The 25,247-nt window shown below is 70.4% G+C and carries 20 protein-coding genes; 15 read left to right on the top strand and 5 right to left on the bottom strand.

Features of this window, described 5'->3' with window-relative positions; all coding sequences use genetic code 11:
- The first annotated feature begins 31 nt into the window (after window positions 1-31).
- The 8 genes from ACIBLA_RS30525 (at window position 32) to ACIBLA_RS30490 (ending at window position 9,110) form a co-directional block, all read left to right on the top strand.
- On the top strand, window positions 32-385 hold the full coding sequence (locus ACIBLA_RS30525; protein ID WP_399200497.1) for a mersacidin/lichenicidin family type 2 lantibiotic: 354 nt from the start codon (window positions 32-34) through the stop codon (window positions 383-385).
- Window positions 386-415: 30 nt separating this feature from the next.
- The gene (locus ACIBLA_RS30520; protein ID WP_399200496.1) at window positions 416-652 is read left to right on the top strand and encodes a mersacidin/lichenicidin family type 2 lantibiotic; all 237 of its coding nucleotides are present in this window, start codon (window positions 416-418) and stop codon (window positions 650-652) included.
- Between the two features lie 86 nt (window positions 653-738).
- Window positions 739-4,059, top strand: a complete 3,321-nt coding sequence (locus tag ACIBLA_RS30515) for a type 2 lanthipeptide synthetase LanM family protein (protein WP_399200495.1) — start codon at window positions 739-741, stop codon at window positions 4,057-4,059.
- The gene (locus tag ACIBLA_RS30510) at window positions 4,046-4,564 is read left to right on the top strand and encodes a hypothetical protein (protein WP_399200494.1); all 519 of its coding nucleotides are present in this window, start codon (window positions 4,046-4,048) and stop codon (window positions 4,562-4,564) included. The genes ACIBLA_RS30515 and ACIBLA_RS30510 overlap by 14 nt, the downstream gene beginning before the upstream one ends.
- A complete protein-coding gene (locus ACIBLA_RS30505) occupies window positions 4,561-6,708 on the top strand; it encodes a peptidase domain-containing ABC transporter (protein WP_399200493.1) in 2,148 nt (715 codons plus the stop codon). The genes ACIBLA_RS30510 and ACIBLA_RS30505 overlap by 4 nt, the downstream gene beginning before the upstream one ends.
- Before the next feature lie 61 nt (window positions 6,709-6,769).
- Entirely contained in the window at window positions 6,770-7,279 is a 510-nt protein-coding gene (locus ACIBLA_RS30500; protein ID WP_399200516.1) for a multidrug transporter, read from the top strand.
- Window positions 7,276-8,232: an ABC transporter ATP-binding protein gene (locus tag ACIBLA_RS30495; RefSeq protein ID WP_399200492.1), complete on the top strand. Its 957-nt coding sequence runs from the start codon at window positions 7,276-7,278 to the stop codon at window positions 8,230-8,232. Before ACIBLA_RS30500 ends, ACIBLA_RS30495 begins: the two co-directional genes overlap by 4 nt.
- Window positions 8,229-9,110, top strand: coding sequence for an ABC transporter permease subunit (locus ACIBLA_RS30490; protein ID WP_399200491.1), 882 nt, complete (start codon window positions 8,229-8,231; stop codon window positions 9,108-9,110). Before ACIBLA_RS30495 ends, ACIBLA_RS30490 begins: the two co-directional genes overlap by 4 nt.
- 52 nt (window positions 9,111-9,162) lie before the next feature.
- Here ACIBLA_RS30490 and ACIBLA_RS30485 read toward each other — a convergent pair whose 3' ends face one another.
- From ACIBLA_RS30485 to hemG, 3 genes are all read right to left on the bottom strand, one after another.
- Window positions 9,163-9,960, bottom strand: coding sequence for a BTAD domain-containing putative transcriptional regulator (locus ACIBLA_RS30485; protein ID WP_399200490.1), 798 nt, complete (start codon window positions 9,958-9,960; stop codon window positions 9,163-9,165).
- Between the two features lie 729 nt (window positions 9,961-10,689).
- Entirely contained in the window at window positions 10,690-11,406 is a 717-nt protein-coding gene (hemQ, locus tag ACIBLA_RS30480; protein ID WP_363239567.1) for a hydrogen peroxide-dependent heme synthase, read from the bottom strand.
- A 4-nt stretch (window positions 11,407-11,410) separates the two neighbouring features.
- Window positions 11,411-12,868, bottom strand: a complete 1,458-nt coding sequence (hemG, locus tag ACIBLA_RS30475) for a protoporphyrinogen oxidase (protein WP_399200489.1) — start codon at window positions 12,866-12,868, stop codon at window positions 11,411-11,413.
- A gap of 173 nt (window positions 12,869-13,041) precedes the next feature.
- On the opposite strand from hemG, the gene ACIBLA_RS30470 reads away from it, so the two are divergent.
- On the top strand, window positions 13,042-14,022 hold the full coding sequence (locus ACIBLA_RS30470; RefSeq protein ID WP_399200488.1) for a DUF4349 domain-containing protein: 981 nt from the start codon (window positions 13,042-13,044) through the stop codon (window positions 14,020-14,022).
- Between the two features lie 70 nt (window positions 14,023-14,092).
- Window positions 14,093-15,493, top strand: a complete 1,401-nt coding sequence (locus ACIBLA_RS30465) for an FAD-dependent oxidoreductase (protein WP_363239564.1) — start codon at window positions 14,093-14,095, stop codon at window positions 15,491-15,493.
- Window positions 15,494-15,495: 2 nt separating this feature from the next.
- Here the strand turns inward: ACIBLA_RS30465 and hemE are convergent, their stop codons facing one another.
- Window positions 15,496-16,587, bottom strand: coding sequence for a uroporphyrinogen decarboxylase (hemE, locus tag ACIBLA_RS30460; RefSeq protein ID WP_399200487.1), 1,092 nt, complete (start codon window positions 16,585-16,587; stop codon window positions 15,496-15,498).
- 92 nt (window positions 16,588-16,679) lie between these two features.
- Between hemE and ACIBLA_RS30455 the strand changes: the two genes are divergently transcribed.
- The 5 genes from ACIBLA_RS30455 (at window position 16,680) to ACIBLA_RS30435 (ending at window position 23,459) form a co-directional block, all read left to right on the top strand.
- Window positions 16,680-17,354, top strand: coding sequence for a DUF3000 domain-containing protein (locus ACIBLA_RS30455; RefSeq protein ID WP_363239562.1), 675 nt, complete (start codon window positions 16,680-16,682; stop codon window positions 17,352-17,354).
- A 210-nt stretch (window positions 17,355-17,564) separates the two neighbouring features.
- Complete coding sequence (locus ACIBLA_RS30450; RefSeq protein ID WP_023537917.1) at window positions 17,565-18,224, top strand: response regulator transcription factor; 660 nt, start codon at window positions 17,565-17,567, stop codon at window positions 18,222-18,224.
- Between the two features lie 88 nt (window positions 18,225-18,312).
- Window positions 18,313-19,596 (top strand): HRDC domain-containing protein, encoded by a 1,284-nt coding sequence (locus tag ACIBLA_RS30445; protein WP_399200486.1) that lies wholly within the window; start codon window positions 18,313-18,315, stop codon window positions 19,594-19,596.
- A gap of 519 nt (window positions 19,597-20,115) precedes the next feature.
- Window positions 20,116-21,336 carry an acetyl-CoA C-acyltransferase gene (locus ACIBLA_RS30440; RefSeq protein ID WP_363246905.1) on the top strand — a complete coding sequence of 407 codons (1,221 nt, stop codon included), beginning with the start codon at window positions 20,116-20,118 and terminating at the stop codon, window positions 21,334-21,336.
- Window positions 21,333-23,459, top strand: coding sequence for a 3-hydroxyacyl-CoA dehydrogenase NAD-binding domain-containing protein (locus tag ACIBLA_RS30435; protein WP_363246906.1), 2,127 nt, complete (start codon window positions 21,333-21,335; stop codon window positions 23,457-23,459). The genes ACIBLA_RS30440 and ACIBLA_RS30435 overlap by 4 nt, the downstream gene beginning before the upstream one ends.
- Window positions 23,460-24,026: 567 nt before the next feature.
- Here the strand turns inward: ACIBLA_RS30435 and ACIBLA_RS30430 are convergent.
- Window positions 24,027-25,196, bottom strand: coding sequence for a hypothetical protein (locus tag ACIBLA_RS30430; protein WP_363245374.1), 1,170 nt, complete (start codon window positions 25,194-25,196; stop codon window positions 24,027-24,029).
- Window positions 25,197-25,247: the final 51 nt, after the last annotated feature.

The raw sequence follows: 25,247 nt of genomic DNA, 5'->3' as shown, positions 1-25,247 counted from the left end.
GCCACGCATATGCCGGAAACACACCCGGCGTATGCGTGGCCTGTGCGCGTCCTCGTCCGTTCGCGGTACGCCCGGTGAATGCGGGCTGCGGAGGATGGCACCCGGATCGCCGGAGGAACACGGCCGGTGTCCCGAATCCGAAACGAGAGGAGGTGACAGACAAATGAACCTTGTTCGCGCTTGGAAGGACCCGGAGTACCGGGCCACCCTCAGCGAGGCCCCGGCCAACCCGGCCGGTCTGGTCGAGCTGGCCGACGACCAGCTCGACGGTGTCGCGGGAGGTACCACGTGGGCGTGCGCCACGATCACGCTGACGATCACGGTGTGCTCGCCCACCGGGACGCTCTGCGGTAGCTGCAGCATGGGCACACGCGGTTGTTGCTGAGCCCGCCATCACATCAAGGAGTGAATTCTCGTGGACATAGTCCGCTCTTGGAAGGACGCCGACTACCGGTTGTCCCTCGGGAGTGAGGCCCCCGCCCATCCGTCGGGCGAGGGTCTCACCGCAATCACCGATGAGGAGCTGACCGAGATCAACGGAGCCGGCTCCGGTGTCCTCGGCACGCTCGGGTGCTGCTCGTGCCTGCCGTGGTATTCGGGCTGGACCGTATGCGGCCTGGCCTGCAACCCCGGTAAGCCCTGCCAGAACTAACAGCTTACCGAAGAAACGACGTGACCGGCAGGGCCGTCTTTCGGACCCCTGCCGGTCACGTTCATGTCTCAGGAGGAGAGAGCACCGTGTCTGTCGACGCAACCGATCACCCCACCAGCCGGCTGGCAACGGCAGGCCTCCCCTGGCACCGAGCCGCCACGTTGAGCGAGAGACTGGGCGGACAGCCGTCGCGTACCGATGCCGTACGCGGCGAGAAAGGCCTGGCCGCATGGAGGGAACTCGCGCCCCTCAAAGGTGAGCGCTCCACACTGGACACGCGGCTGGCCCCGCTGGGAGTCACCGCCGACGAACTGACCGCGCTGCTCGGCGAGAGCGACGAATCCCTCGCCTCCCGCCTGACCGTCGAACCCGACTGGCACAAGACCTTCCGGCGCTGGTGGGCGGCCGGCACGGCCGCCACCGACGCCACCCGCCGGCTCGACCCGGACATGGGCCTCCTCGAAGTGATCCGGCCGCTCGTCGAAGGCGCCGTACACGAACTCGACGCGCTCCTGGAAGAGCGGATAGCGGCCTCGGCCGACCCGGTCATGGCCGATCCGGGGCACATACTCGACGTGGTGCGCGCGACCGCTCCGGCGGCCGAACTCCTCGGACATGTGCAGCGGACGCTGGTCCTCGAACTCAACATCGCCCGTGTCGAGGACCGGCTGAGCGGCGACACCCCTGAAGAGCGCTTCAGGTCCTACGTGGACCTGCTGCGGAGCGAGGACAACGCTCGTGCCATCTGGGACGAATACCCTGTCCTCGCGCGGCTTCTGGTCAACCAGCTCCGCTTCTGGATCGACACCCGCGTGGAGTTGATCGCGGCGCTCGTGGACGATCTGCCCGAGCTGCGCGAGGGACTGCTCGCCGACCTCGACCCGCGCCACCTGGAACGCATCGAGTTCGGCGCCGGTGACAAGCACCGCCGCGGCCGGTCTGTCGCGATGGTCACCTTCGACACCGGCACGCTGGTGTTCAAACCCCGTTCGCTGGCCATGGACATCGCCTTCGACGGACTTCTGGACTGGGTCAACCGGCAGCGACCGCCCCACGAACTCGCCCGCGTGAAGATTCTGGACCGGGGCGAGCACGGCTGGGTGGAGCTGGTCGACACCTCGGCGACCACCGATGCGGCGGGCGGCGACCGCTACGCCTGGCGGCTGGGGGGTCTGACGGCGCTGCTGTTCCTGCTGCACGCCACCGACTTCCACTTCGAGAACGTCCTCGCCTCCGGGGAACACCCGGTCCTGGTCGACCTCGAAGCGCTGCTGCACAGCGACAAGACCGCCGCGATCGTGAAGATCGACGGAGAGACCGACATCGCGGCGGTCACACTGGCCAACTCCGTGCAGTCGGTCGGCATCCTGCCCAACCATCTGCTCGTGCGCGGTGAGGACGGAACCTTCGGCCTCGATGTCAGCGGACTGGCCGGGCACGGTGGCCAGTTGACCCCGATGCCGGTGCCCACCTGGGAGGACAGCGGCACCGACCAGATGCGGCTCGTCAAACGGCGCATGGAGATGGACGCCGAACGCAACCACCCGATGACCGCCGACGGGGAACCGATCGACCTGGTCAGCCGCGTCGAGGAGTTCGTCGACGGCTTCACCCACGTCTACCGGCTGCTGGAAACGGGTCGCGCCCAACTCCTCGCCCCGACAGGGCCGATCGCCGCCTTCGGCACGGTCCGCACCAGGCTCATCGCCCGGCCGACCCACATCTACGGCCGTCTGCTGCTGGAGAGCACCCACCCGGACTTCCTGCGCGGCGGTCTTGATCACGCCCGGTCGCTGGCGCGGCTGGCCGGCGGACATGTCGAGATGCCCGACGCACGCGACGCGATGATCCTCGACGAGGTGGCCGAACTGTCCCTCGGGGACATCCCCATGTTCACCGTCGACGCCGACACCGGCACCCTGCGCGGCGGCCTCGACGGCGTCCGGATCGGCACCCGCCCCTCACCGCTGGCGGCCGTGCGCGAGCGTCTGGACATACTCGGGGACGACGATCTCGCCTTCCAGGTACGTGTCATCCGCTCCTGCGTCGCGGCCACCGTCATGGGAGAGAGCGGCGCGCGCTGGCCCAACTGGCGCCGTGACCGGCTGAACGGAGGCGCCGATCCCGGGGACTTCGCCGAGGAAGCCCTGCGGGTCGCGAGGCGGCTGTCGCATCTGTGCGTACGTGACGAGCACGGGCTGGGCTGGATCGGCCTGGACCTGGTGGACGAGACGTACTGGCAGTACGCCCCCGCCCCGATCGGCCTCTACACCGGTACGGCCGGAATCGCGCACGGGCTGGACGCGGTCGCGGCCGTCACCGGCGACGCCGAGATCGACGAGTTGTCGCAGGCGGCCTTCGACCAGGTCGCCAAGCGCTCGGTCCTGATAGCCGAGACCCTGGCCGGACTGGAGAAGAAGCCCGGCGCCGCCGAGTTCGGTATAGGTGCGTTCGGCCCCTTCGGCGGCGCGATATACGCCCTGGCGCACGCCTCCGTACGGCACGACCGCCCCGAGTACGCGACGGCTGCCGCCTCGCTGCTGCCCGCCATCGCCGGACTCGTCGACGACGATCCTCTCCTGGACGTGGTGTCAGGATCGGCCGGGGCGATTCTGTCGCTGCTGGCGCTGGAATCCGCCGCCCCCGGAAGCGGCGCCCTGGAACTGGCGGTGCGCTGCGCCGACCGGCTGCTGGCCACCCGGCAGGAGACCGGTGACGGCTGGGGCTGGATCACCCCGATCAACCCCGAAGCGCCGCTGGCCGGTTTCTCCCACGGAGCGTCGGGCATCGCGTACGCCTTCGCCCGCCTCAACGAGGTACTCCCCCACCCGTCGTACGCGCGGGCCGCCGGACAGGCGCTGCGCTACGAACAGACCGTCTACGACCCGGAGCTGCGTACCTGGCGCGATCTGCGGCCGGTCAACCTCGGCGGTCGCACGGTCATGAACGCCTGGTGCCACGGAGCGCCCGGCATCGCGCTGACCCGCGCCGAGTTCCAGCGGCTGCGGACCGTACCCGACCTGGCCGGTCTGATCGAGACCGACCGGCACAAGGCGGTGCTGGCCGCCATCTCCACCGGACTCGACCTCGACCCGGTGTCCGGTCTCGGCAACCACAGTCTGTGCCACGGCGATGTCGGCAACCTCCTCCTCATCGAGGCGAGTTGCGACCCCGACACGGAGCCGGAGGTGGCCGAACTGCTGCCGCGGGTGTGGAACACCCTGCTGCACGAGGGCCGTGAGAACGGGTGGCTGTGCGGAGTTCCCAACGGGGTGGAGACCCCCGGTCTGATGACCGGGATCGCCGGGATCGCGTGGGGCCTGGCGCGCATGGCCGACCCCGCGCACGTACCGGATCTGATGACACTGGCCGCCCCCTCGGGAAGGGGCGCGCGTGTCGAACAGTGAGACCACCGCGTCCGCCGCGCCGGACGGAGCGATCGCCGAAGACGTCTACCGGCCCAGCATGGTGGCCGCCTACCGGGCCAATCCGCGCGGCTCGGCGCGTACCGGATTCGATCCCGAACGGATGGCGCCGCGCTGGCGGTGGGCGCTGACGGGCGTACTGCTCATCGCCGTCACCGTCCTGGCCGGGCTTCTCCTCTCGGTGCCGGTCGGCCCGACCGGCACCGTGGCCGGGACCAACGGGAGCGACACCGTCCTGGCGTTTCCGAACTTCACCCCGCCGGCGAGCGGCAGCGAAGTCGTCCTGCGCCTCGACGGGGACCGGACCGTGACCGGACAGGTCAAGGACTCGCAGCGCGGCGAGGGAGGACTCCAGGTCACGATGCTGCTCGTCGAACTCCCTTCAGGATCCGGGCTCGAAGACACGAAGGACGGCACGCAGGTGATCCTCGACCAGGGCACCAGGCCGCTGCTCCTCGACATCCTGAACGGGGATGATGACCAGTGACGATCTTGAGGCGCAAGGTTCCCGTGCGGTTGCAGTCCACCTCGGTCGAATGCGGCGTCGCCGCTCTGGCGATGGTCCTCGGCTTCCACGGCCGGCACACCGCCGTCGCCGAGCTGCGGGACCGGATGGTCCTGGCCCGAGACGGGGCGAGCGCGGCGTCCATCGCTCGGCACGCGCGGGAACTGGGCATGAAGGTACGGGCCTTCCGCGCCGAACCGGATGCCCTGATGGGGCTGACGCTGCCGTTGATCGCGCACTGGGGCATGAACCACTTCGTGGTGATCGAACGGTTCACCCGGCGTGGCGTCGACATCGTGGACCCCGCCTCGGGGCGGCGACGCATCACGTACGCGGAGCTCGACACCTCGTTCACCGGGGTGGTGCTGGAGCTGGAGCCGACCGGTGAGCTGGAACGGCGCGCGGGCGTCGAGACCGGACTGTGGTCGTTCGTCAAGCCGTTCCTGCCGCGCTCCATGAGCGTGATCTCGGCGATCGTCATGGCCTCGGCCGCGCTGACCGTCTTCGGCCTGCTCCCGGCGTTCCTGACCGCCTATGTCGTCGACCACGTACTGCCCGGCCGTCAGGAGAACACCCTCCTGATCCTGGCGGCCGGGCTCGTCGCGTACACGGTCAGCCACGCGATGATGACGCTGGCGCGGGCCGAGCTGCTGCTGTGGCTCCAGACCCGCATGGACTGGTCGATGATGGGGTCGTTCCTCCGGCATCTGATGTCGCTGCCCTACAAGTTCTTCCAGCTGCGCACCGGCGGGGATCTCCTCGTACGCGTGTCGAGCATGGCCTTCGTACGCGACGCGGTGTCCAGCCAGCTCCTCGCGGTCTTCCTCGATGTGGCCCTGCTGGGCATCTATCTCGTGGTGATCGGCTTCAAGTCACTGCTGTTCGTCGCCGCGATCCTGGCCGTCGCGCTGATCCAGCTCGCCGTCATGATCGCCTCGGCAAGGGCCGCGCAGCGCCTGACGGAACGTGAACTCCAGGCACTCGGCGAGGCGCAGAGCACCCTGCTGGAAGCGGTGACCGGAGCCGAGACAGTGAAATCGTCCGGCGCGGAACATGTCGTGGTCCACCGCTGGTCACAGAAGTTCACCGAGCAGTTGGACGCGTCGGTCCGAAGGAGCAGGCTCGACAACGCGATCGACAGCGTCCTCGGCATGCTGGGCACGGCTTCCCCGCTGCTGATGCTCGTTCTGGGTGCTCATCTCGTCTTCAGCGCCAACCTCTCGCTCGGCGAGATGCTCGCCCTGATCGCGCTCGCCGGAGCGGCGCTGTCGCCGGTGGCTCAGCTCGGTCGGAGCATCAAGACGTTCCAGACCATACGGGTCCACCTCGACCGGCTGCGCGACGTCCTCAACGAGCCGTCCGAGACGGTCGGGCAGGGGGACCGGAAGGTCGCCCTGGACGAGCCGATCACACTGCGGGATGTCAGCTTCCGCTACTCCGGGGACGGGCCCGAGGCACTGTCGGGTGTCTCCCTCACCCTCAATCCGGGCGAGAAGATCGCCATCGTCGGCAGCAGTGGCTCGGGGAAGTCCACACTGGCACGTCTCATTCTCGGCCTCTACGACCCCACCGACGGTGAGATCACCTACGGCACGACGCCGCTGATCGACATCGACCTGGGCCACCTGCGCCGCCAGTGCGGCGTCGTCACCCAGGACGCCGACATCTTCAGTGGCTCGGTGCTGACCAACATCGCGCTGGTCATGCCCGAGGCGACCCTGGACGATGTCGTCGCGGCTGCCCGGCTCGCGGCCGTGCACGACGACATCACGCACATGCCGATGGGCTACGAGACGATCCTCGGCGAAGGCGGCAGCGGCCTGTCCGGCGGACAGCGGCAGCGGATCGCGCTGGCCCGCGCCGTGGTGCATCGTCCGCGCGTGCTGCTTCTGGACGAGGCGACCAGCCACCTGGACGCGACCACCGAGGCGGTCGTGCACGCGAACCTGTCGGAGCTGGACTGCACGCGGATCGTCATCGCGCACCGGCTGAGCACCGTTCGCGACGCCGACCGCATCCTCGTCATCGACCGGGGCCGCGTCGTCGAGGACGGGCGGCACGAGGACCTGGTCGTCCAGGGCGGCGTGTACGCCACCCTCGTCGACCAGCAGCTCGTGAATGACTGACCGATCGGCGAACGGCCGCCACGTGGCCGCACACGTACACCATCCTGGGGACGTGACAGACATGACGAGCCCCCGGCCGGTGCTCATGGTGCGGCTGCGTACGTTGGCCACCCTGGAACTGGTGAACATCATCTGGATCGGCTGGGCCGTGTTCATGGCCCTCGACGCCCCCATGAGCGCGGCGAACACGGTCGGGTACGCGCTGGTCGCGGGGCACCTGTTCATCGGCGCCGGGTACTGGGTGGTGAAGCGGCGTCAGCTGCGGGCGGGCTCGCGACGGCCGCCGATGATCGGGGTGTTCCGCCGGCTGGAGCCGGTGTGCGCGGTGGGCCTGACCGCCGGTCTCGTCGTGATCGCGGCGGCCGTCATGGGCCGGCCGGCAGGCACCTGGATACCGGGCCTGGTGCTGTACGGGCTGGCGCTGGCCGAGTACATCAACTACTTCCACTGGCAATTGATGCACGACACCCGCGCGGACTGGCGCAGGCTGCTGCGCACCCGGCGTCTGCGCAGGCCGCATCTGTACGAGGACATACGCGTCGGGCGAAGGACGAGGGAGCTGAGCCCATGACGACGACGGGGCCGAACAGCCGGTCACGACCCGCTGAGGCGCGAACCATCGAGATGGCCGGACTGACGAAGCGCTACGGCGGCACGGTGGCCGTCGACAGTCTGTCGTTCTCCGTCCACCCGAGACGCGTGACGGGCTTCCTCGGGCCCAACGGTGCGGGCAAGACGACCACCCTGCGCATGCTGCTCGACCTGGCGGCGCCCACGTCCGGCACCGCGACGATCGGCGGAGTCCGCTACCGGGACCTGCCCGACCCGCTGAAAACCGTCGGCGCGATGCTCGACGAATGCGGCGCGCACCGTGGCCGTACCGGCCGCGACCATCTCCGTATCCAGTGCACGGCCGCCGGCCTGCCGGTGTGCCGCGCCGACGAGGCTCTGGAGCTGGTGGGACTGACACGGGCCGGCAGACGGCGGTACGAGGAGTACTCGCTCGGTATGAGGCAACGCCTCAACCTCGCCCAGGCGATGCTCGGCGATCCCGGCGTGCTCATCCTCGACGAACCCGCCAACGGGCTTGACCCCGAGGGAATCGCGTGGATGCGCGAACTGCTCCGGAACTTCGCCGCCGAGGGGCGCACCGTGCTCGTGTCCAGCCACCTCATCGCCGAAGTAGAGCAGATCGCCGACGATCTCGTGATCATCAGTCAGGGGAAGCTGGTGGCACAGGGACCGACCGGCCGGATCGTCGACGGGCTGCGCCACGAGTCCCGCGTGCGGGTCCGGGTATCTCGGCCCGTCGAGCTGGAGGCCGCGCTGACGTCGGCGGGAGCGACCGTCACAGGCGGTCCGTCCGACGGCGACGGGGTGCTGCTGGTCGCCGGGCTCGACCCGTCCGCGGTGGCCTCGCTCGCGGCGTCCCACGGCGGCGAGATGTCCGAACTGGCCGAGGAACGGCCGGACTTGGAACAGGCGTTTCTGCACCTGACGGACGGAAAGGCGGCGATCCGGTGATCGGCCTGGTACACAGCGAACTGCTGAAACTGCGGACCCTGCGGACCTGGTGGATCGCCGGCACGGCGATGGCCGGGGTGGCGCTGTTGACGGCGGTGTGGAACAGCTGGCAGGCCAGCGCTTTCCTGAAGCCCTTCGACGACTATCTGGAAGGGGCGATCCTGACCCCTCGCGAGGAGATGTCGGCGGAGCAGTTGGAGTCCATGAGCCGGCTCTGGGAGACACAGAGCGACGTCGGCCGTATCGCCGGCACGGTGTACACCTCCGGCCAGACGCTCGGCCTGCTGCTGGCGGGGGTGCTGGCCATCCTGCTGGTGACCAACGAATACCAACACCGCACCCTGACCGCCACGTTCCTGGCCGCCCCGCGCCGTGGCCGCGTCGTCGCGGCCAAGCTCGTCGCCGTGGTCACCGCCTCCGTCGCACTGTGGCTGATCGCCACCGTGGCCGGCCTCGCGGTCGGGGCTGTCTTCCTGACCTCACAAGGCGTCGGTCTGCGACTCGGTGACCCCGATGTGGTCTTCGCGATGCTGCTGAATCTGGCCGCGTACATCGTCTGGGGCGTGTTCGGCTTCGGCCTCGGCGTGCTCATCCGCAGCCAGACCGCGGCAACCGTCACGGCGACCGCGCTGTACTTCCTCACCTCGGTCGTCGTCGCCTTCGGCTTCCAGGTCGTCCACGACCTCGTCCTCGAAGAGGACTGGGTGCTCCAGGCCCAGGTGCTGCTTCCCGGCGTGGCCTCCCAGGTCATGACCACTCCGGGCGAACTCTTCGCGGGCGCGCCCGCGCAGTGGACGGGCGGGGTGGTGCTGATCGCGTACGGCCTGCTCGCCGGCCTCGCGGGGACCGTGCTCCTGCGCCGGCGGGACGTGGCGTGAGGGTGCTGACCGGCCGGTCGGCACCCTCACCACTCCCCTAGGTGCTCCCCCGTTACGAGAAGGGCAAGCCGTACGTCTCGGTCCGGCACTGGCAACCCCCGTCGCCGGTGATCTGCGCGTGCACCGCCACCAGACGCTGCGCCTGCTCACGGTCCCAGTTCAGAGCCGCGGCCCGCATGGCCTCGACCCCGGGCGGCAGGTCGAGGCCCAAGTCGTCGGCGAACAGCCGCTGGCAGCGCTCGATCACGCCCAGGGCACCGGCGGCGTCCCCGTTGATGCAGTGCACCGCGGCGAGCAGCTCCCACAGGCGCTGCCGGTAGGGAACCTCGGCGACGGCACGCTCGATCCGATAGCCGAGCATCTCGGTGCGGCCGGCGAGTATGCGGGACGTGAACAGGTCCTGGTACGCGTCGAACCGCGCGTTGTTGAGCCCGGCCACATGGGCGTTGAACCACCGGGTCGGCGGCAGGTCCTGTCCGAACGGGCCGCGCCAGAGGGTGATGGCCTCCTCAAGTGAGGTGATGGCCGACTCGAGTTCACCGCGCAGGAGCCCGTTCCGGCCACGCCGCGCGGCACGGGTGAACTCCGGCAGGTCGAACTCGTCGGAATCGACTTGCAGCCCGTACCCGCTCTGGCCGCCCCGGTGGGTCTTCAGCCTGCGGCTGAGTTCCGGTTCGGCCTTGTCGAGATCGCGCCGGAGACCCGTGAGGTGGCTGCGGATATTCGCTGTGGCCGAGGCCGGGGGGTCGTCCCACAACAGCTCGGCGAACTCGGTGACGCCTATGGACTGTCCCGCTCTCAGCAGGAAGGCGGTAAGAATCGCGCGCCTGACGGGTGAGGCGATCGTCACGCCGCCTCGAACGCGAAGTGGACCAAGAATCCGGAAGCAGAGAATCCTGCCTTCCGTAAAATCATGGCCGCTGGGAGATTCCGCCTCGTCGCTCGGGACCATACGAATGGCCTGCGCCGCGCCAGGAATCCGGCTCAACAACGACAGTCCAGCAGATTAGGTACCGAAATATCTTCTTCCGGTCTCTCCACAACAAAAATCTTCCACATGATTCTCCTCCTGCTTGGTCAGGGCAGGGGGGGAGCGCATCAGAACTACCAACCTCGTCCCCCCGTGGACTTGCTTTAACATTTCCATGAGGAAGAGGGTCCGTCAATGAACTGGCGTATGTGCTCTCAGAGATGAGGGCCGGGAATTCACCGCTCCGTTTCAATGGAACGTGGCAAGCCGTCGCGTTCACACAGCAATGGCCCAGGAGATGGGGTTTCCGGTGATAACGCTCCTCCGGAAGCACAACTCCGGGCCCACCGGTCGCGATCGGCGAAACGCGGGCAAGTACGGGGAAGAATGCCGAATTCCCCCGTTGTTCACCGCGTCTGCGCTGGTCGGCGACCGGTGCGACCCGGAGCCGGACCCGGTGTCGCTGGACGAGAGATCCGGCCGCGGGCTGCCGCCGGTCGTCTGATCTTCCGGGTGGGACGGCCGGGCTGCCCGAGGGCGACCCGGCCGTCATGCTGTTGTGCGACCACGCTACGCGGATCACGGTCCGCGCCTGTGGATCAGGGGTGGTCAGGCGAGTCCGGCGACCAGGTCCGCGACCGACTTGCGGCGGCCGGTGTAGAACGGCACCTCTTCCCGTACGTACAACCGGGCCTTCGAACCACGCAGATGACGCATCAGGTCGACGATCCGGTCCAGTTCGTCGGCCTCGAAGGCGAGAATCCACTCGTAGTCGCCGAGCGAGAAGGACGACACGGTGTTGGCGCGCACGTCCGGGTATCCGCGGGCCATCTTTCCGTGGTCGGCGAGCATCGTACGCCGCTCGTCGTCGGGCAGCAGATACCAGTCGTACGAGCGCACGAAGGGGTAGACGCTCACCCACTCACGCGGCGTCTCGTCGGCCAGGAAGGCCGGCACATGGGACTTGTTGAACTCGGCGGGGCGGTGCAGCGCCATGTTCGACCAGACGGGTTCGAGCGCCCGGCCGAGCCGCGTGCGGCGGAAGAGGTTGTACGCCCCTTGGAGCTCGTCCGCGGTCCCGGCGTGCCACCAGATCATCAGGTCGGCGTCGGCGCGCAGCCCGGAGACGTCGTACGTGCCGCGCACGGTGATGTCCTTGGCGGCGAGCTGGTCGAACAGCTCCTGGACCTCGTCGGCGTAACCGGCCCGGTCCTCCGGCAGCAGATCGCGCAGCTTGAAGACGGACCACAGCGTGTAGCGGATGACGTCGTTGAGATCCTTGGCCTTCTTGCCCGCGTTGGGGGTCTTGTCTGGTGCGGAAGTCATACGGCTATTCTCCCGCGCCCCGGTCCGTGCCCCGCGCCAGGGTCGGCGTTGCCATGATCTCGTCGGCGGCGCGCCGGGCACTCGCGATACAGGCCGGGATGCCGACGCCGTCGTAGGGGGCGCCGCAGACACGGAGTCCGGGGAGTTTCGCGACGGCCTCGCGGATGCGGGCGACCCGGGCGGGGTGGCCGACCGGGTACTGGGGCAGGCCTCCGATCCACCGGGTCACCTCGGCGGCCACGGGCCACGTGGCGAGCCCGGTCGCGGCGCCGAGGTCGCGCAGGGACGCCGTGACGAGTTCGGTGTCCTCGCGCTGGAGCTGGTCCTCCTCGCCGTACCGGCCGATGGACGTACGCAGGACGAAGAGGTCAGGCGCCGAATCGGCGACCCAGCTCCACTTACGGGTGGAGAAGGTGGCGGCCTTGATGGTGCGGCCGTCGACGGGCGGGACGAGGAAGCCGCTGCCGTCGGGCAAGCCGGGCAGGTCCGTGAGGGCGGCGCGGCGGAAGGCCATCGTCACCAGCGCCATGGAGGCGTACTCGATCCCTGCGAGTTCGGCGGACGCGGCGGGCGACTCGTGCGCGAGGAGGGCGGACGCGGACCAGGCGGGGTTCGCCATGACCACCCCGTCGGCGGCGACCGTCTCCTCGTCGGTCCTGACCGCCCAGCCGCCGGCGCTGCGGGTGAGGGCGAGGACGGGTGCCTCCGTACGGATGTCGCCTCCGCGCGCCCGTACGGCGTCGGCGACGGCACCCGGCAGCGTGCCGATACCGCCGTCGATGCCGGTGAACACGGCGTCGGTACGGGGGGTTTCGGCGGCCTTGGCCTGGATGGCGCGGACGGCGTCGAGCAGCGAGTCGTGCGTGCGCAGCGCCTCGTAGAGCTGCGGGACGGCGGCTCGCAGGGAGATGCGGTAGGCGTCGCCCGCGTAGACGCCGCCGAGCAGCGGCTCCACCAGCCGGTCCACGACCTCGTGCCCCAGCCGCTCCGCGACGTAACTGCCGATGGAGACGTCGTCGCCGACCGGCGCCGGGCCGAGGTCCCGTTCGCGGCCGATCCTGGCGACGCCTTCCTCGGAGAGCAGACCGGCGAGGGTAGAGGCGTCGCCCGGCACGCCCATCACATGGCCCTTGGGCATGGCGCGCAGCTCCCCGCGCGACCAGAGGGACGCTGAGGTCGTGGCGGGCGACTGAAGGCGCTCTGCGAGCCCCACGGAGCGGGCGAGGTCGACGGCCTCGGGGCGGCGCGCGAGCATGGACTCGGCGCCGAGGTCGACGCGGGTGCCCTCGATCTCACCGGTCCGGAGTTTGCCGCCCAGACGGTCGGTCGCTTCCAGGAGGGTCACGCGGGCCCCGGCTGACAGCAGCCGGTCGGCGGCGGCGAGCCCGGCGATGCCGCCCCCGATGACGACGACATGGGGCGCGGGACCGGTGGGAGGCGTGGGATTCGGACTGCTCACCATGGTCTCCACTCTCTCAGACCACGTCGGGAACGCTTCGGGCGAGCCTCGGGCATGCCCGGGCCCGTACCGAGTCCCGACCGTGACCGCTTCGCGACAGGAAAAGCGCAACCCTCTCCCGCCCCGGTCCGTCGAACGGGCGACATTCGCGCACGGCATCCTTGGGGGGAACCGACATGCGTGCACTTCCCGCATTCGCGGCAGCACTTCTCACCGCTTCACTCGCCCTGGCCGGGTGCAGCGCGGGCAGTTCGGACAGCGCGGACTTGAAGGCCGAGAGCGCGGCCGAACCCGCGACGGGCCAACAGGGGGCTGGGGCGGCGGCCGACAAGGCCGACGGACAGCGGCAGGCCGACAGCGGCAAGGGCAACAGCGAGGCCGACGACGGGACTTCGGCGAAGGCCCATGTGATCCGCACCGCCACGCTCTCGGTCGAGGTCAAGAGTGTGACGAAGGCCCTCGCCAGGGCCCGTACGGTCGCGCTGGGCGCGGGCGGCGTCATCGAGGACGAGACGACGGAGCGCATCGACGACACGCACGTGACCTCGAATGTCGTACTGCGGGTCCCGGAGGCCGAGTACGACTCCGTCCTCGGCGAACTCGCGGGCGCCGGGAAGCTGTTGTCGCGTACGGCGAACGCGAAGGACGTCACCGAGCAGGTGGTCGACGTGAACAGCCGGATCGCGACGCAGCGCGCGAGCGTGAACCGCGTACGGAAGTTGATGGACCAGGCCGAGGACATCACGGATGTGGTGGCCCTTGAGTCCCAACTGAACACACGCCAGGCCGAGTTGGAATCCCTGCTGGCCAGGCAGGCATCGCTCGCCGACCGCACGACGATGGCGACCATCACGCTCGACCTGAGCGAGCGGACGAAGGAGAAGAAGGACGGCGGCGACGACGAACCGGGCTTCCTGGACGCGCTCGGCGGCGGATGGGACGCGCTGGTGTCGGTGCTGCGGTGGATCGTGGTGGTGCTGGCGGCGATCCTGCCGTTCGTCGCGGCGCTGGCGGTGCTGTTCGGGCTGTGGCTGCTGTTCGGCGTCCGGCTGCGGTCCCGGCGCGCGCCGGCGCCGGTACCGGTGGCGGTGGCGCCCGCCGAGGCCGCGCCGGACCCGGACCCGGCCCCGTCCCCGGACACGGCCAAGGAGGACTGAACCCACGCGTCCGCGTAGCGTCTTGTGTGCCGGGTGCGCGGTGCCCGGCACACACGCGAAGGGACGCGCAATGGCGGCGGAGCGCTTGGTGGTCATCGGCGGCGACGCGGCGGGAATGTCCGCCGCGTCGCAGGCCCGCAGGTTCAAGGGGCCCGAGGAGCTGGAGATCGTCGCCTTCGAGCGCGGCGACTTCGCTTCGTACTCGGCGTGCGGCATTCCGTACTGGGTCGGCGGCGACGTCGAGCGGCTGGACGATCTCATCGCCCGTACGCCCGAGGAGCACCGCGAGCGCGCGATCGACCTGCGGATGCGGACCGAGGTCGTCCGGATCGACACCGAGGGGCGGCGGGTCCTGGCGCGGGAGCGGCACACCGGAGCCGAGTCGTGGACGGACTACGACAAGCTGGTGATCGCCACGGGCGCGCGCCCGATCCGCCCCCCGCTGCCGGGGATCGACGCCCCCGGTGTGCACGGGGTGCAGACCCTCGGTGACGGCCAGGCGCTGATCGAGACGCTGACCCGCACACGCGGCGACGGGGGCGGCGGCAACGGCGGGCGCGCGGTCGTCGTGGGCGCGGGCTACATCGGCGTCGAGATGGCGGAGGCGCTGCTCAAGCGCGGGTACGAGGTCACCGTCCTGCACCGCGACGAGCAGCCGATGGCCACGCTGGACCCCGACATGGGCCGGCTGGTCCACGAGGCGATGGACGGCCTCGGCATCACCACGGTCGGCGGCGCCGCCGTCACCAGGATCCTCACCGGCGACGACGGCCGGGCCAGGGCGGTCGCCACCGACGACGCCGAGTATCCGGCGGACGTCGTCGTCCTCGGCATCGGTGTCCGCCCGGAGACGGCGCTCGCGGAGGCCGCCGGTCTGCCGCTCGGCCCGCACGGCGGGCTGCTCACCGATGTGTCGATGCGGGTACGCGGCCACGACGACATCTGGGCGGGCGGCGACTGCGTCGAGGTGCTCGACCTCATCACGGGCACCACCCGCCATATCGCGCTGGGCACGCACGCCAACAAGCACGGCCAGATCATCGGCGCCAACGTGGGCGGCGACTACGGCACCTTCCCCGGCGTCGTCGGCACGGCCGTCAGCAAGGTGTGCGACCGGGAGATCGCCCGGACGGGGCTCCGCGAGAAGGACGCCCGCGCGGCCGGGCTCCAGTACGTCTCGGCGACCATCGAGTCCACCGGCACCGCCGGGTATCTGCCGGGCGCGCGGCTGATGACGGTGAAGATGCTCGCGGAGCGCCGTACGGGCCGGCTGCTCGGCGTGCAGATCGTGGGCGGCGAGGGCGCCGCGAAGCGGGTGGACATCGCGGCGGTGGCCCTCACGGCGCGGATGACGGTGGAGCAGATGACGGCGCTGGACCTGGGTTACGCGCCGCCGTTCTCCCCGGTCTGGGACCCGGTCCTGGTGGCGGCCCGCAAGACGACGGTGGCGGTCCGCAAGGCGGGGTGGTAGCCCTACCTCGCGGTCCGGGTGTGGACGTACTCCACCAGGCGCGTCAGCGAGTCCGGGTCCATGTTCGGCAGCACACCGTGCCCCAGATTGAAGATGTGCCCCTCCAACCCCTTGGCGGCGTCGAGGACTTCGTCGGTCTTCGCCTCCACGGCCCGCGTGGGGGCGAAGAGGACCGCCGGGTCGAGATTGCCCTGGAGCGCCTTGCCGGGGCCGACGCGGCGGGCCGCCTCGTCCAGCGGTACGCGCCAGTCGACGCCGACGACGTCCGCGCCCGCCTCGCCCATGAGGCCGAGCAGTTCGCCCGTACCCACACCGAAGTGGATACGCGGCACGCCGTATCCGGCGATCATGTCGAAGACCTTGGCGGAGGCGGGCATCGCGGAGCGCCGGTAGTCGGCGGGCGCGAGGGCGCCCACCCAGGAGTCGAAGAGCTGCACGGCACTTGCGCCCGCCTCGATCTGCACCTTGAGGAACGCGCCGGTGATCTCCGCGAGCCGGTCGAGCAGTTCGGCCCACAGCTCCGGATCGCCGTACATCATGGCCTTGGTGTTCTCGTGGTTACGGGAGGGCCCGCCTTCCACGAGGTAGCTGGCGAGGGTGAACGGGGCGCCGGCGAAGCCGATGAGCGGGGTGGACCCCAGCTCGGCGGTGAGCATGCCCATCGCCTCGGTGACGTAGTGGACGTCGTCCGGTGTCAGGTCCCGCAGCTGCGCGAGGTCGGCGCGTGAGCGGATGGGGTGCGCGACGACGGGGCCGACGCCCGGCTTGATGTCGAGGTCGACGCCGATGGCCTTGAGCGGGACGACGATGTCGCTGAAGTAGATCGCGGCGTCGACCCCGTGCCTGCGTACCGGCTGAAGTGTGATCTCGGTGACCATGTCCGGCCGCATGCACGACTCCAGCATCGCCGTGCCCTCGCGCAGCTTGCGGTACTCGGGCAGCGACCGCCCCGCCTGTCGCATGAACCACACCGGGGTGTGCGGCACCGGCTCCCGCCTGCACGCCTTCATGAAGGCGGAGTCGCGGGTGGCGAGTGTCGCCGCTGTCGCTGCGGTCTTCGTCGGCTGGCCCGAGGGGCGGTCGTTGGCGCTCACGCCCCGAATCTTCGCATGTACACAGAAGCTGCCGGGCCGGGGCCGGGTGTCCTTCACCGCACGGGACGCTCGTTCCGCCTACTCTTCCCCGCATGGCTGCGGCTCAGGGACAGTTTTCTGATCATTCCAACGGCGTCGGCGGTACGGGGGGTACGGAGGGGGACTCCGTCCCGTCCGCGTTCCGGCTGGCCGTCGAAGCACTGCGGACGGCGCGGCTGCGCCCCGAGATGGAGATCGACCCCACGAAGCCGCCTCAGCGGCTCGCACCGCACGCGTACGCACTGGAGGCGGCGGTGGTCCAGGGGGACGACGACCTGGCCGACGGGAGACTCGTCCTGCTCCACGACCCGGACGGGCACGACGCCTGGCAGGGCACGTTCCGGCTGGTGACACTGGTGCGGGCGGAGCTGGAGCCGGAGATGGCGGTGGACCCGCTGCTGCCTGAGGTCTGCTGGTCGTGGCTGACCGGGGCGCTGGAGGCGCGCGGGCTGTCGTACGGGGAGCCGAGCGGCACGGTCACGCGCGCGGGGTCGCACTACTTCGGCGGGCTCGCGGAGCGCCACCCGGCGACACAGATCGAGATCCGGGCGTCCTGGACGCCGCGGGAGGGCATGGGCGGAGTCCCGGACACTGCAACGCACTTGGCGGCCTGGTGTGATCTGCTGTGCCAGCTCGCGGGTCTGCCGCCGGCGGCACCGACGGGCCCGACGGAGCCGGGAGCGGGTGTGGTCTCGCTTCCCCAGCGCCGGGGTCCGCAGGCTCGGTAGGACGGACCGGCCACAGCTGCTTCCGGGAGGGCCCACTCGTAGGATGATCGATCGCGTATCCGAATTGCCCGAATTGTTACTCATCAATTCGTGATCATTCTCTAAAGGCGGGGAGGGTTGCTGCCGAAGAGGTCAATGACCCTTCAAGCACGGTTCGCCCCCCGGCTTCATCCCCGAGCCGGCCCGTCCCGCACCTTCCCAGGAGGCCTGGTGTCCGTTCTCCTTGAGCAGCCCGCAAGCCTGGTCGCCTACCGCCCGAACAAGCCGACGGCCATGGTCGTCGTGGCCGACCCTCGCGTCCGCTCCACCGTCACCCGCCATCTGTGGGCGCTCGGAGTTCGTGACGTCATCGAGGCTTCGTCCATCGCGGAGGCGCGTCCCCGCGTCGGCAACCCACGCGACATCTGCGTTGCCGACGTCCACCTGCCCGACGGTTCCGGGCTGACCCTGCTGTCCGAGACCCGGGCAGCAGGCTGGCCCAACGGCCTCGCCCTCTCCGCCGCCGACGACATCGGTGCGGTGCGCAACGCCCTCGCGGGCGGCGTCAAGGGCTACGTCGTGACCGGTACCCGTACGAACATCGGCCACCCCGGCCGCCCCGGCGCCGCACCCATCGGCGCGGGACCCCGCATGCACCGCCGTCCCCCGGGTTCCCCGAGCCATCCGGGTGGCTACCGCGAGCTGTCCGGCCGTGAGGTCGAGGTGCTCAGGCTGGTCGCCGAAGGCCAGTCGAACAAGGCGATCGGCGTCTCCATGGGCCTGTCGGCGCTGACCGTCAAGAGCCACCTCGCCCGCATCGCGCGCAAGCTCGGCACGGGCGACCGGGCCGGAATGGTCGCCGTGGCGCTGCGTACCGGGATCATTCACTGACCGGTTTCCCCCCTCCCCACCGGCCGCCTCGCCCGCCGACGGAACGTTCCGTCGGCGGGCGGCGTCCGTTCACAGATACCCTTGACACGTGACCGACGCCCAAGAGACCGCAGAAGACCCACCACTGCGAACCACCGGGGGCGCTCCCCCGGACGACGTCGAAACGGCGCCGATCCCCCTGCTGGAGCCTCGCGAAGGAATTCCACCGGTGGTCGCCACCGCAGAAGCGCTCGCCGAGGTGATCGCTTCCTTCGCCGCGGGCTCCGGCCCCGTGGCCGTCGACGCCGAACGGGCGTCCGGCTACCGGTACGGGCAGAGCGCCTACCTCGTACAGCTGCGCCGCGAAGGCGCGGGCACCGCGCTCATCGATCCCGTCGGCTGCCCCGACCTCTCCGCCCTCGGCGACGTCCTCGCCGACACGGAGTGGATTCTGCACGCCGCCACGCAGGACCTGCCGTGCCTCAGGGAAATAGGCATGCGCCCCACGCGGCTGTTCGACACCGAGCTGGCGGGACGGCTCGCGGGCTTCCCGCGCGTCGGCCTCGGCGCGATGGTCGAAAACGTGCTCGGGTTCGCCCTGGAGAAGGGCCACTCCGCCGTCGACTGGTCGACCAGGCCACTCCCCGAGCCGTGGCTGCGGTACGCCGCGCTGGACGTCGAGCTGCTGGTCGATCTGCGCAACGCGCTGGAGAAGGAGCTGGACCGGCAGAACAAGCTGGACTGGGCCTGGCAGGAGTTCGACGCGATCGCCGCCGCCCCGCCGCCGCCCCCGCGCAAGGACCCGTGGCGCCGTACGTCCGGCATGCACAAGGTCCGGCGGCGTCGGCAGATGGCCGTCGTACGGGAGCTGTGGAACACCCGCGACCAGGCCGCGCAGCGGCGCGACGTCTCACCCGGCAAGGTCCTCAGCGACGGCGCGATCATCGAGGCGGCGCTGGCGCTGCCGCTGAACGTGCACGCCCTCACCGCGCTGCCGGGCTTCGGGCACCGGATGGGGCGGCGCACGCTCGAACAGTGGCAGACGGCGATCGACCGGGCCAGGGCGCTGCCCGACACGGAGCTGCCGCAGCCCGGCCAGCCGCTGAACGGTCCGCCGCCGCCGCGCTCGTGGGCGGACAAGGACCCGGAGGCGGCGGCCCGGCTCTCGGCGGCCCGCGCGTCGGTGACGGGGCTCGCGGAGCGGCTGAACATGCCGCAGGAGAACCTGATCACGCCGGACACGGTGCGGCGGGTGTGCTGGGAGCCGCCGGCGGAGCGGAGCGTGGAGGCGGTGTCGTCGGCGCTGGCCGCGCACGGGGCGCGGCGGTGGCAGGTGGAACAGGTGGCGCCGCTGCTGACGAGGGCGCTGACGGCGACGGCGGCGACGGGCTGATCGGGCCGGGGCGTTCGCGCCTGCGGCGCGCTGGGTGGGTTGCGGTGGTTGCCGGGTGCCGCTCCGGGGTCATGCCCGGACGGCATGATTTACGGCGCGTGCAACGCTCGTTGGTCTCGGGGGAACCGGGCTTCCCACGCGCCACACATCAGCCTGAGTGTCCGACCACGACCCCTGCGCGTCCCCCTTCCTCCGCGCGGACCGGAGCGACGAGGGGTGCTGGTACGGATCCCCCACCGGCCTGAGGGGGGCGGGGCCGCAGGAGGGGTGTGTCCGGACACTCAGGCTGATGTGTGGCGCGTGAACAAGAAGCCCTCAGCGGATCCAACGAACCCTGCACGCGCCGTAAATCACGCCGTCCGGACATACCCCTCCGAAGACCCCGACCCCCGCCCGTCAGCCGACAACAGCAACCCAGACAGCACCCCGCAACCACCAGACGGTTACCCGCAAGTAGCATAGGATCCGACAGAGCGTGCCCGCAGCAGAGTCACCCCCGCACCCTGGAGGAGAGCCATCGTGCCTCGTACCGTCAGGGACGTCGTCTTCGTCGACGGCGTCCGCACCCCGTTCGGCAAGGCGGGCCCCAAGGGCATCTACCACGAGACCCGGGCCGACGACCTCGTCGTGAAGGCCATCCGGGAGCTGCTGCGGCGCAACCCGGACCTCGACCCCGCGAAGATCGACGAGGTCGCCATCGCCGCGACCACACAGATCGGTGACCAGGGCCTGACCATCGGCCGTACCGCCGGCATCCTGGCGGGCCTGCCGCAGTCCGTGCCCGGCTACTCGATCGACCGCATGTGCGCCGGCGCGATGACCGCCGTGACGACCACCGCCGGCTCCATCGCCTTCGGCGCGTACGACGTCGTCGTCGCCGGCGGTGTCGAGCACATGGGCCGCCACCCGATGGGCGAGGGCGTCGACCCGAACCCGCGGTTCGTCTCGGAGAAGCTGGTCGACGAGTCGGCCCTGTTCATGGGCATGACGGCGGAGAACCTGCACGACCGCTTCCCGCACATCACCAAGGAGCGCGCCGACGAGTACGCCGTGCGCTCGCAGGAGAAGGCCGCCAAGGCCTACGCGAACGGCAAGATCCAGCAGGACCTCGTCCCGATCTCGGTACGCCGTACCAGCCCCGAGGGCGGCGAGACGGGCTGGGGCCTGGCCACCGCCGACGAGCCCATGCGCCCCGGCACCACACTGGAGTCGCTGGCCGGGCTCAAGACCCCGTTCCGTCCGCACGGCCGGGTCACGGCCGGTAACTCCGCCGGTCTGAACGACGGCGCCACCGCGTCGCTGATCGCCTCCGAGGAGTTCGCGCGTGAGGCCGGGCTACCGGTCAAGATGCGCCTCGTGAGCTACGCGTACATCGGTGTCGAGCCCGAGGTCATGGGCTTCGGCCCGATCCCCTCGACCGAGAAGGCGCTGGCCAAGGCCGGTCTGTCGATCGACGACATCGGTCTGTTCGAGATCAACGAGGCCTTCGCCGTCCAGGTGCTCGCCTTCCTCGACCACTACGGCATCGCCGACGACGACCCGCGCGTCAACCAGTACGGCGGCGCCATCGCGTACGGCCACCCGCTCGCGTCGTCCGGCGTACGGCTGATGACGCAGCTGGCCCGGCAGTTCGAGGAGCAGCCGCAGGTCCGCTACGGCATCACCACCATGTGCGTCGGCTTCGGTATGGGCGCGACGGTCGTCTGGGAGAACCCGCACTTCGACGGAGGCAACAAGTGAGCACCGCTGAACTCCTGAAGGGCGCGGCCGAGCTGTTCCCGGACGAGGTCGTCACGCAGGCGCATGTGCGCCACATCGAACTCCCCGGCGGCGTGGGCTCGTTCGCGCTCATCACGCTGGACAACGGCCTGGACCACACGAAGCCGACGACGTTCGGCCCGCAGTCGCTCGCCAATGTCGACGCGGCGATCGACCAGGTCGAGGCGGAGGCCGCCGAGGGCAGGATCGTGGGTGTCGGAGTCACCGGCAAGCCGTTCATCTTCGCCGTCGGCGCCGACCTCAAGGGTGTCGAGCTGCTGAAGCGGCACGAGGACGCGCTGGCCATCGGCAAGGGCGGCCACGACGTCTTCAAGCGGCTGGCCGCGCTCGCGGTGCCGACGTTCGCGTACTACAACGGTGCCGCGATGGGCGGTGGCGTCGAGATCGGGCTGCACTGCTCGTACCGCACCGTCTCCGCCGCGCTGCCGGCCTTCTCGCTGCCCGAGGTCTTCCTCGGTCTGGTCCCCGGCTGGGGCGGCTGCACGCTGCTGCCGAACCTGATCGGCGCCGACCGCGCGGTCACGGTGATCATCGAGAACTCGCTCAACCAGAACAAGCAGCTCAAGGGCGCTCAGGTCTATGAACTGGGCATCGCCGACGCCCTGTTCGAGGGCGCTGACTTCCTGGAGCAGTCGCTGCTGTGGACCGCGTCGGTGCTGAGCGGCGACCTCACCGTCGAGCGTCCGGAGATCGACCGGGGCGCGGCGTGGGACCAGGCTGTGGAGCGCGGCAGGTTCGTCGCGGACTCCAAGGTGCACGGCGCCGCCCCGGCCGCGTACCGCGCGCTGGACATCATCGCGGCGGTCAAGGACGGTGCCCTCCAGGCGGGTTACGACGCCGAGGACGCCGCGCTCGCCGACCTGATCATGGGTGGTGAACTGCGGTCGGGGATCTACGCGTTCGATCTCGTGCAGCGGCGCGCCAAGCGCCCGGCGGGCGCGCCCGACAAGGCGCTCGCGCGTCCCGTCACCAAGGTCGGCGTCGTCGGAGCCGGTCTGATGGCCTCGCAGTTGGCGCTGCTGTTCCTGCGCAGGCTCGAAGTGCCCGTCGTGCTGACGGACATCGACCAGGAGCGGATCGACAAGGGTGTGGGCTATGTCCACGCCGAGATCGACAAGCTGCTCGGCAAGGGCAGGATCAATCAGGACAAGGCCAACCGCTACAAGGGCCTGGTCAGCGGGGTCCTGGACAAGGCCGACGGTTTCGCCGACGCCGACTTCGTCATCGAGGCCGTCTTCGAGGAGATGGGCGTCAAGCAGAAGGTGTTCGCGGAGGTCGAGGCGGTCGCCCCGGCGCACGCGATCCTCGCCACGAACACCTCGTCGCTGTCGGTGTCGGAGATGGCGTCGAAGCTGAAGAACCCGGAGCGGGTCGTCGGCTTCCACTTCTTCAACCCGGTGGCGATCCTGCCGCTGTTGGAGATCGTGCGCGGCGAGAAGACGGACGACGCGTCGCTGGCGACGGCCTTCGGTGTCGCGAAGAAGCTCAAGAAGAGCGCGGTACTGGTGAAGGACGCCCCGGCGTTCGTCGTCAACCGCATCCTCACCCGCTTCATGGGCGAGATCCAGAACGTCATCGACGAGGGCACCCCGGTCGCCGTCGCCGAGAAGGCCGTCGAGCCGCTGGGTCTGCCCATGTCGCCACTGGTCCTGCTGGAGCTGGTCGGTCCCGCCATCGGTCTGCATGTCTCCGAAACCCTCAACCGGGCCTTCCCGGACCGCTTCACGGTCTCGCGGAACCTGGCGGCCGTCGTGAAGGCGGGCAAGCGGGGCTTCTACGTGTACGACTCCGGGCAGCCCGAGCTGGACCCGGAGGTCGTGGCGCTGCTCAAGCAGGGCGACACGGTGCTGACCGAGGAGCAGACACGGGCGCGCGTGCTCGACGCGGTGGCGCAGGAGATCGGCCTGATGCTGGACGAGGGTGTCGTCGCCGAGGCCCAGGACATCGACCTCTGCCTGCTGACCGGCGCGGGCTGGCCGTTCCACCTGGGTGGCATCACGCCGTACCTGGACCGTGAGGGCGTCTCGGAGCGGGTGAACGGCAAGAGGTTCCTGGAGCCGGGTGTGGCGAGCGTGCCGGCGTAACGGGTTTCCGAAGGCGGGGCCGGGCGGAACTTCCGCCCGGCCCCGCCTTCGGGTTCCGGGGTGCGGGTTGGTTGGCCGGGGGCGGGGTGCGGGGCCTTCGGGGTGCTGTCTGGGTTGCTGTTTCGTTGGCCCGGGGGCGAGGTGCGGGGCCTTCGGAGGGGTATGTCCGGACGGCATGATTTACGGCGCGTGCACGGCTCGTTGGATCCGCTGACCCTTTTTGTTCACGCGCCACAAATCAGCCTGAGTGTCCGGACACACCCCTCCTGCGGCCCCGCCCCCCTCAGGCCGGTGGGGGATCCGTACCAGCACCCCGTCGTCGCTCCGGTCCGCGCGGAGGAAGGGGGACGCGCAGGGGTCGTGGTCGGACACTCAGGCTGATGTGTGGCGCGTGAGAAGCCCGGCTCCCCCGAGACCAACGAACGTTGCACGCGCCGTAAATCATGCCGTCCGGCCATGACCCCGGAGCGGCATCCGGCAACCACCGCAACCCACCCAGCCAGTCCGGCGGACGGACCCAGCCGCCACCGGGACCGGGTCCGGGTCCTACCAACCCGGCCAGCCCCCTCAACCGCCAGGGGCAACCCGCGACCACGCCTCCAGTGCCAGCCCCGGCTCCGCCTTCTGGCGTGCCACGCGGAGGCCGCCGTCCTGGGCGATCGCCGCCATGACCACCCGGCCGCGGCCGTCCAGAGCCAGGGCGGGGGCGCCTACGCAGGGGGCGCCGGTCGGGGTCCAGGTGACGCCCGCCGCCTCGTCCTCCGTCGGGTACGCGGCGAGCAACGGGCGGCCGTCGAGGCCGCGTTGGGCCAGGATCGTGCAGTCGTGGCCGTCGACCGGGGTGCGGAGCAGGGCGATCGGGCCGGTGCCGGGGCCGCCCAGGGGGGCGGTCTGGCCGCCGTCGAGGCGCCAGGCGTGCACCGTGCGGTCGTCGGTGTCGCGCCAGAAGTGGGTGAGCCGGTCGCCGCCGGTGCGCTCCGAGGTGAGGGTGCCGGGGGTGACGCGTGCCGCGAAGCTCTTGAGGTCGCGCTCGGCCTTCGCCGCCACCTTCGGCTGCCGCCAGCGCATCACCGCGTCGTCGGTCGGGGCCAGGACCTCGATCAGACCGTCCTCGCCGACGACGGCCGCCGCCTCACCGGTCATCCGGGACCCCTTGAGGTCCGCCCAGGTGAGCCAGGCTCCGCTGGGCTTCTGGATCCGGGCCGAGAGGCCGCGGCCCGCGTTGCGGGCGAACAGGTGCAGGGAGCCGTTGGGGTCGATCACCGCCGAGGGCAGGCCGAGCAGGCCGCCTCTGGCGAGGTCCTTCGGGTACGGCGTACCGAGCGCCTGCCAGTCCCGCAGCGGGCGGCCCGTCTGGAACTGGACGGCGTACATCACGTCCGTCCGGATCTGGCCGTCGGCGGTGGGTCTGCGGCGCAGGCCGACCAGATGGACGTAGCCCTGGGCGCCGCTGGCGATGGACAGATACGGCAACAGGCCGGGCGCCGGGAGCAGTTCGGGACCGGTCCAGTGCGGTCCGCCGAGCCGGTCCTCCGTCCAGCGCAGCACGCCGTCCTCGGTGGGCGCGTACGCGGTGAGCCTGCCGTCCTTGCCCCGCAGCAGCCAGCCGGCGGTCGCGGGCAGTGTGCCGTCCGCCGTGGGAACAGGAATGGATTCAGCCGGGCTGCCGCCGATGTCGGGGGCTTCGCCGGGGGTGCGTCCGGATCGCTTCGACGTCCGTGCGGACCGCAGTGCCATGACCCACTGCCACCTTCCCAGCGCATGAAATTTCCCTGACGATAGCACTCT

The organism is Streptomyces sp. NPDC050433 (assembly GCF_044458565.1).
Classification (GTDB): Bacteria; Actinomycetota; Actinomycetes; order Streptomycetales; family Streptomycetaceae; genus Streptomyces.
Note: the sequence above shows the minus strand (reverse complement) of the source record. Positions and strands in the feature narration are given on the sequence as shown.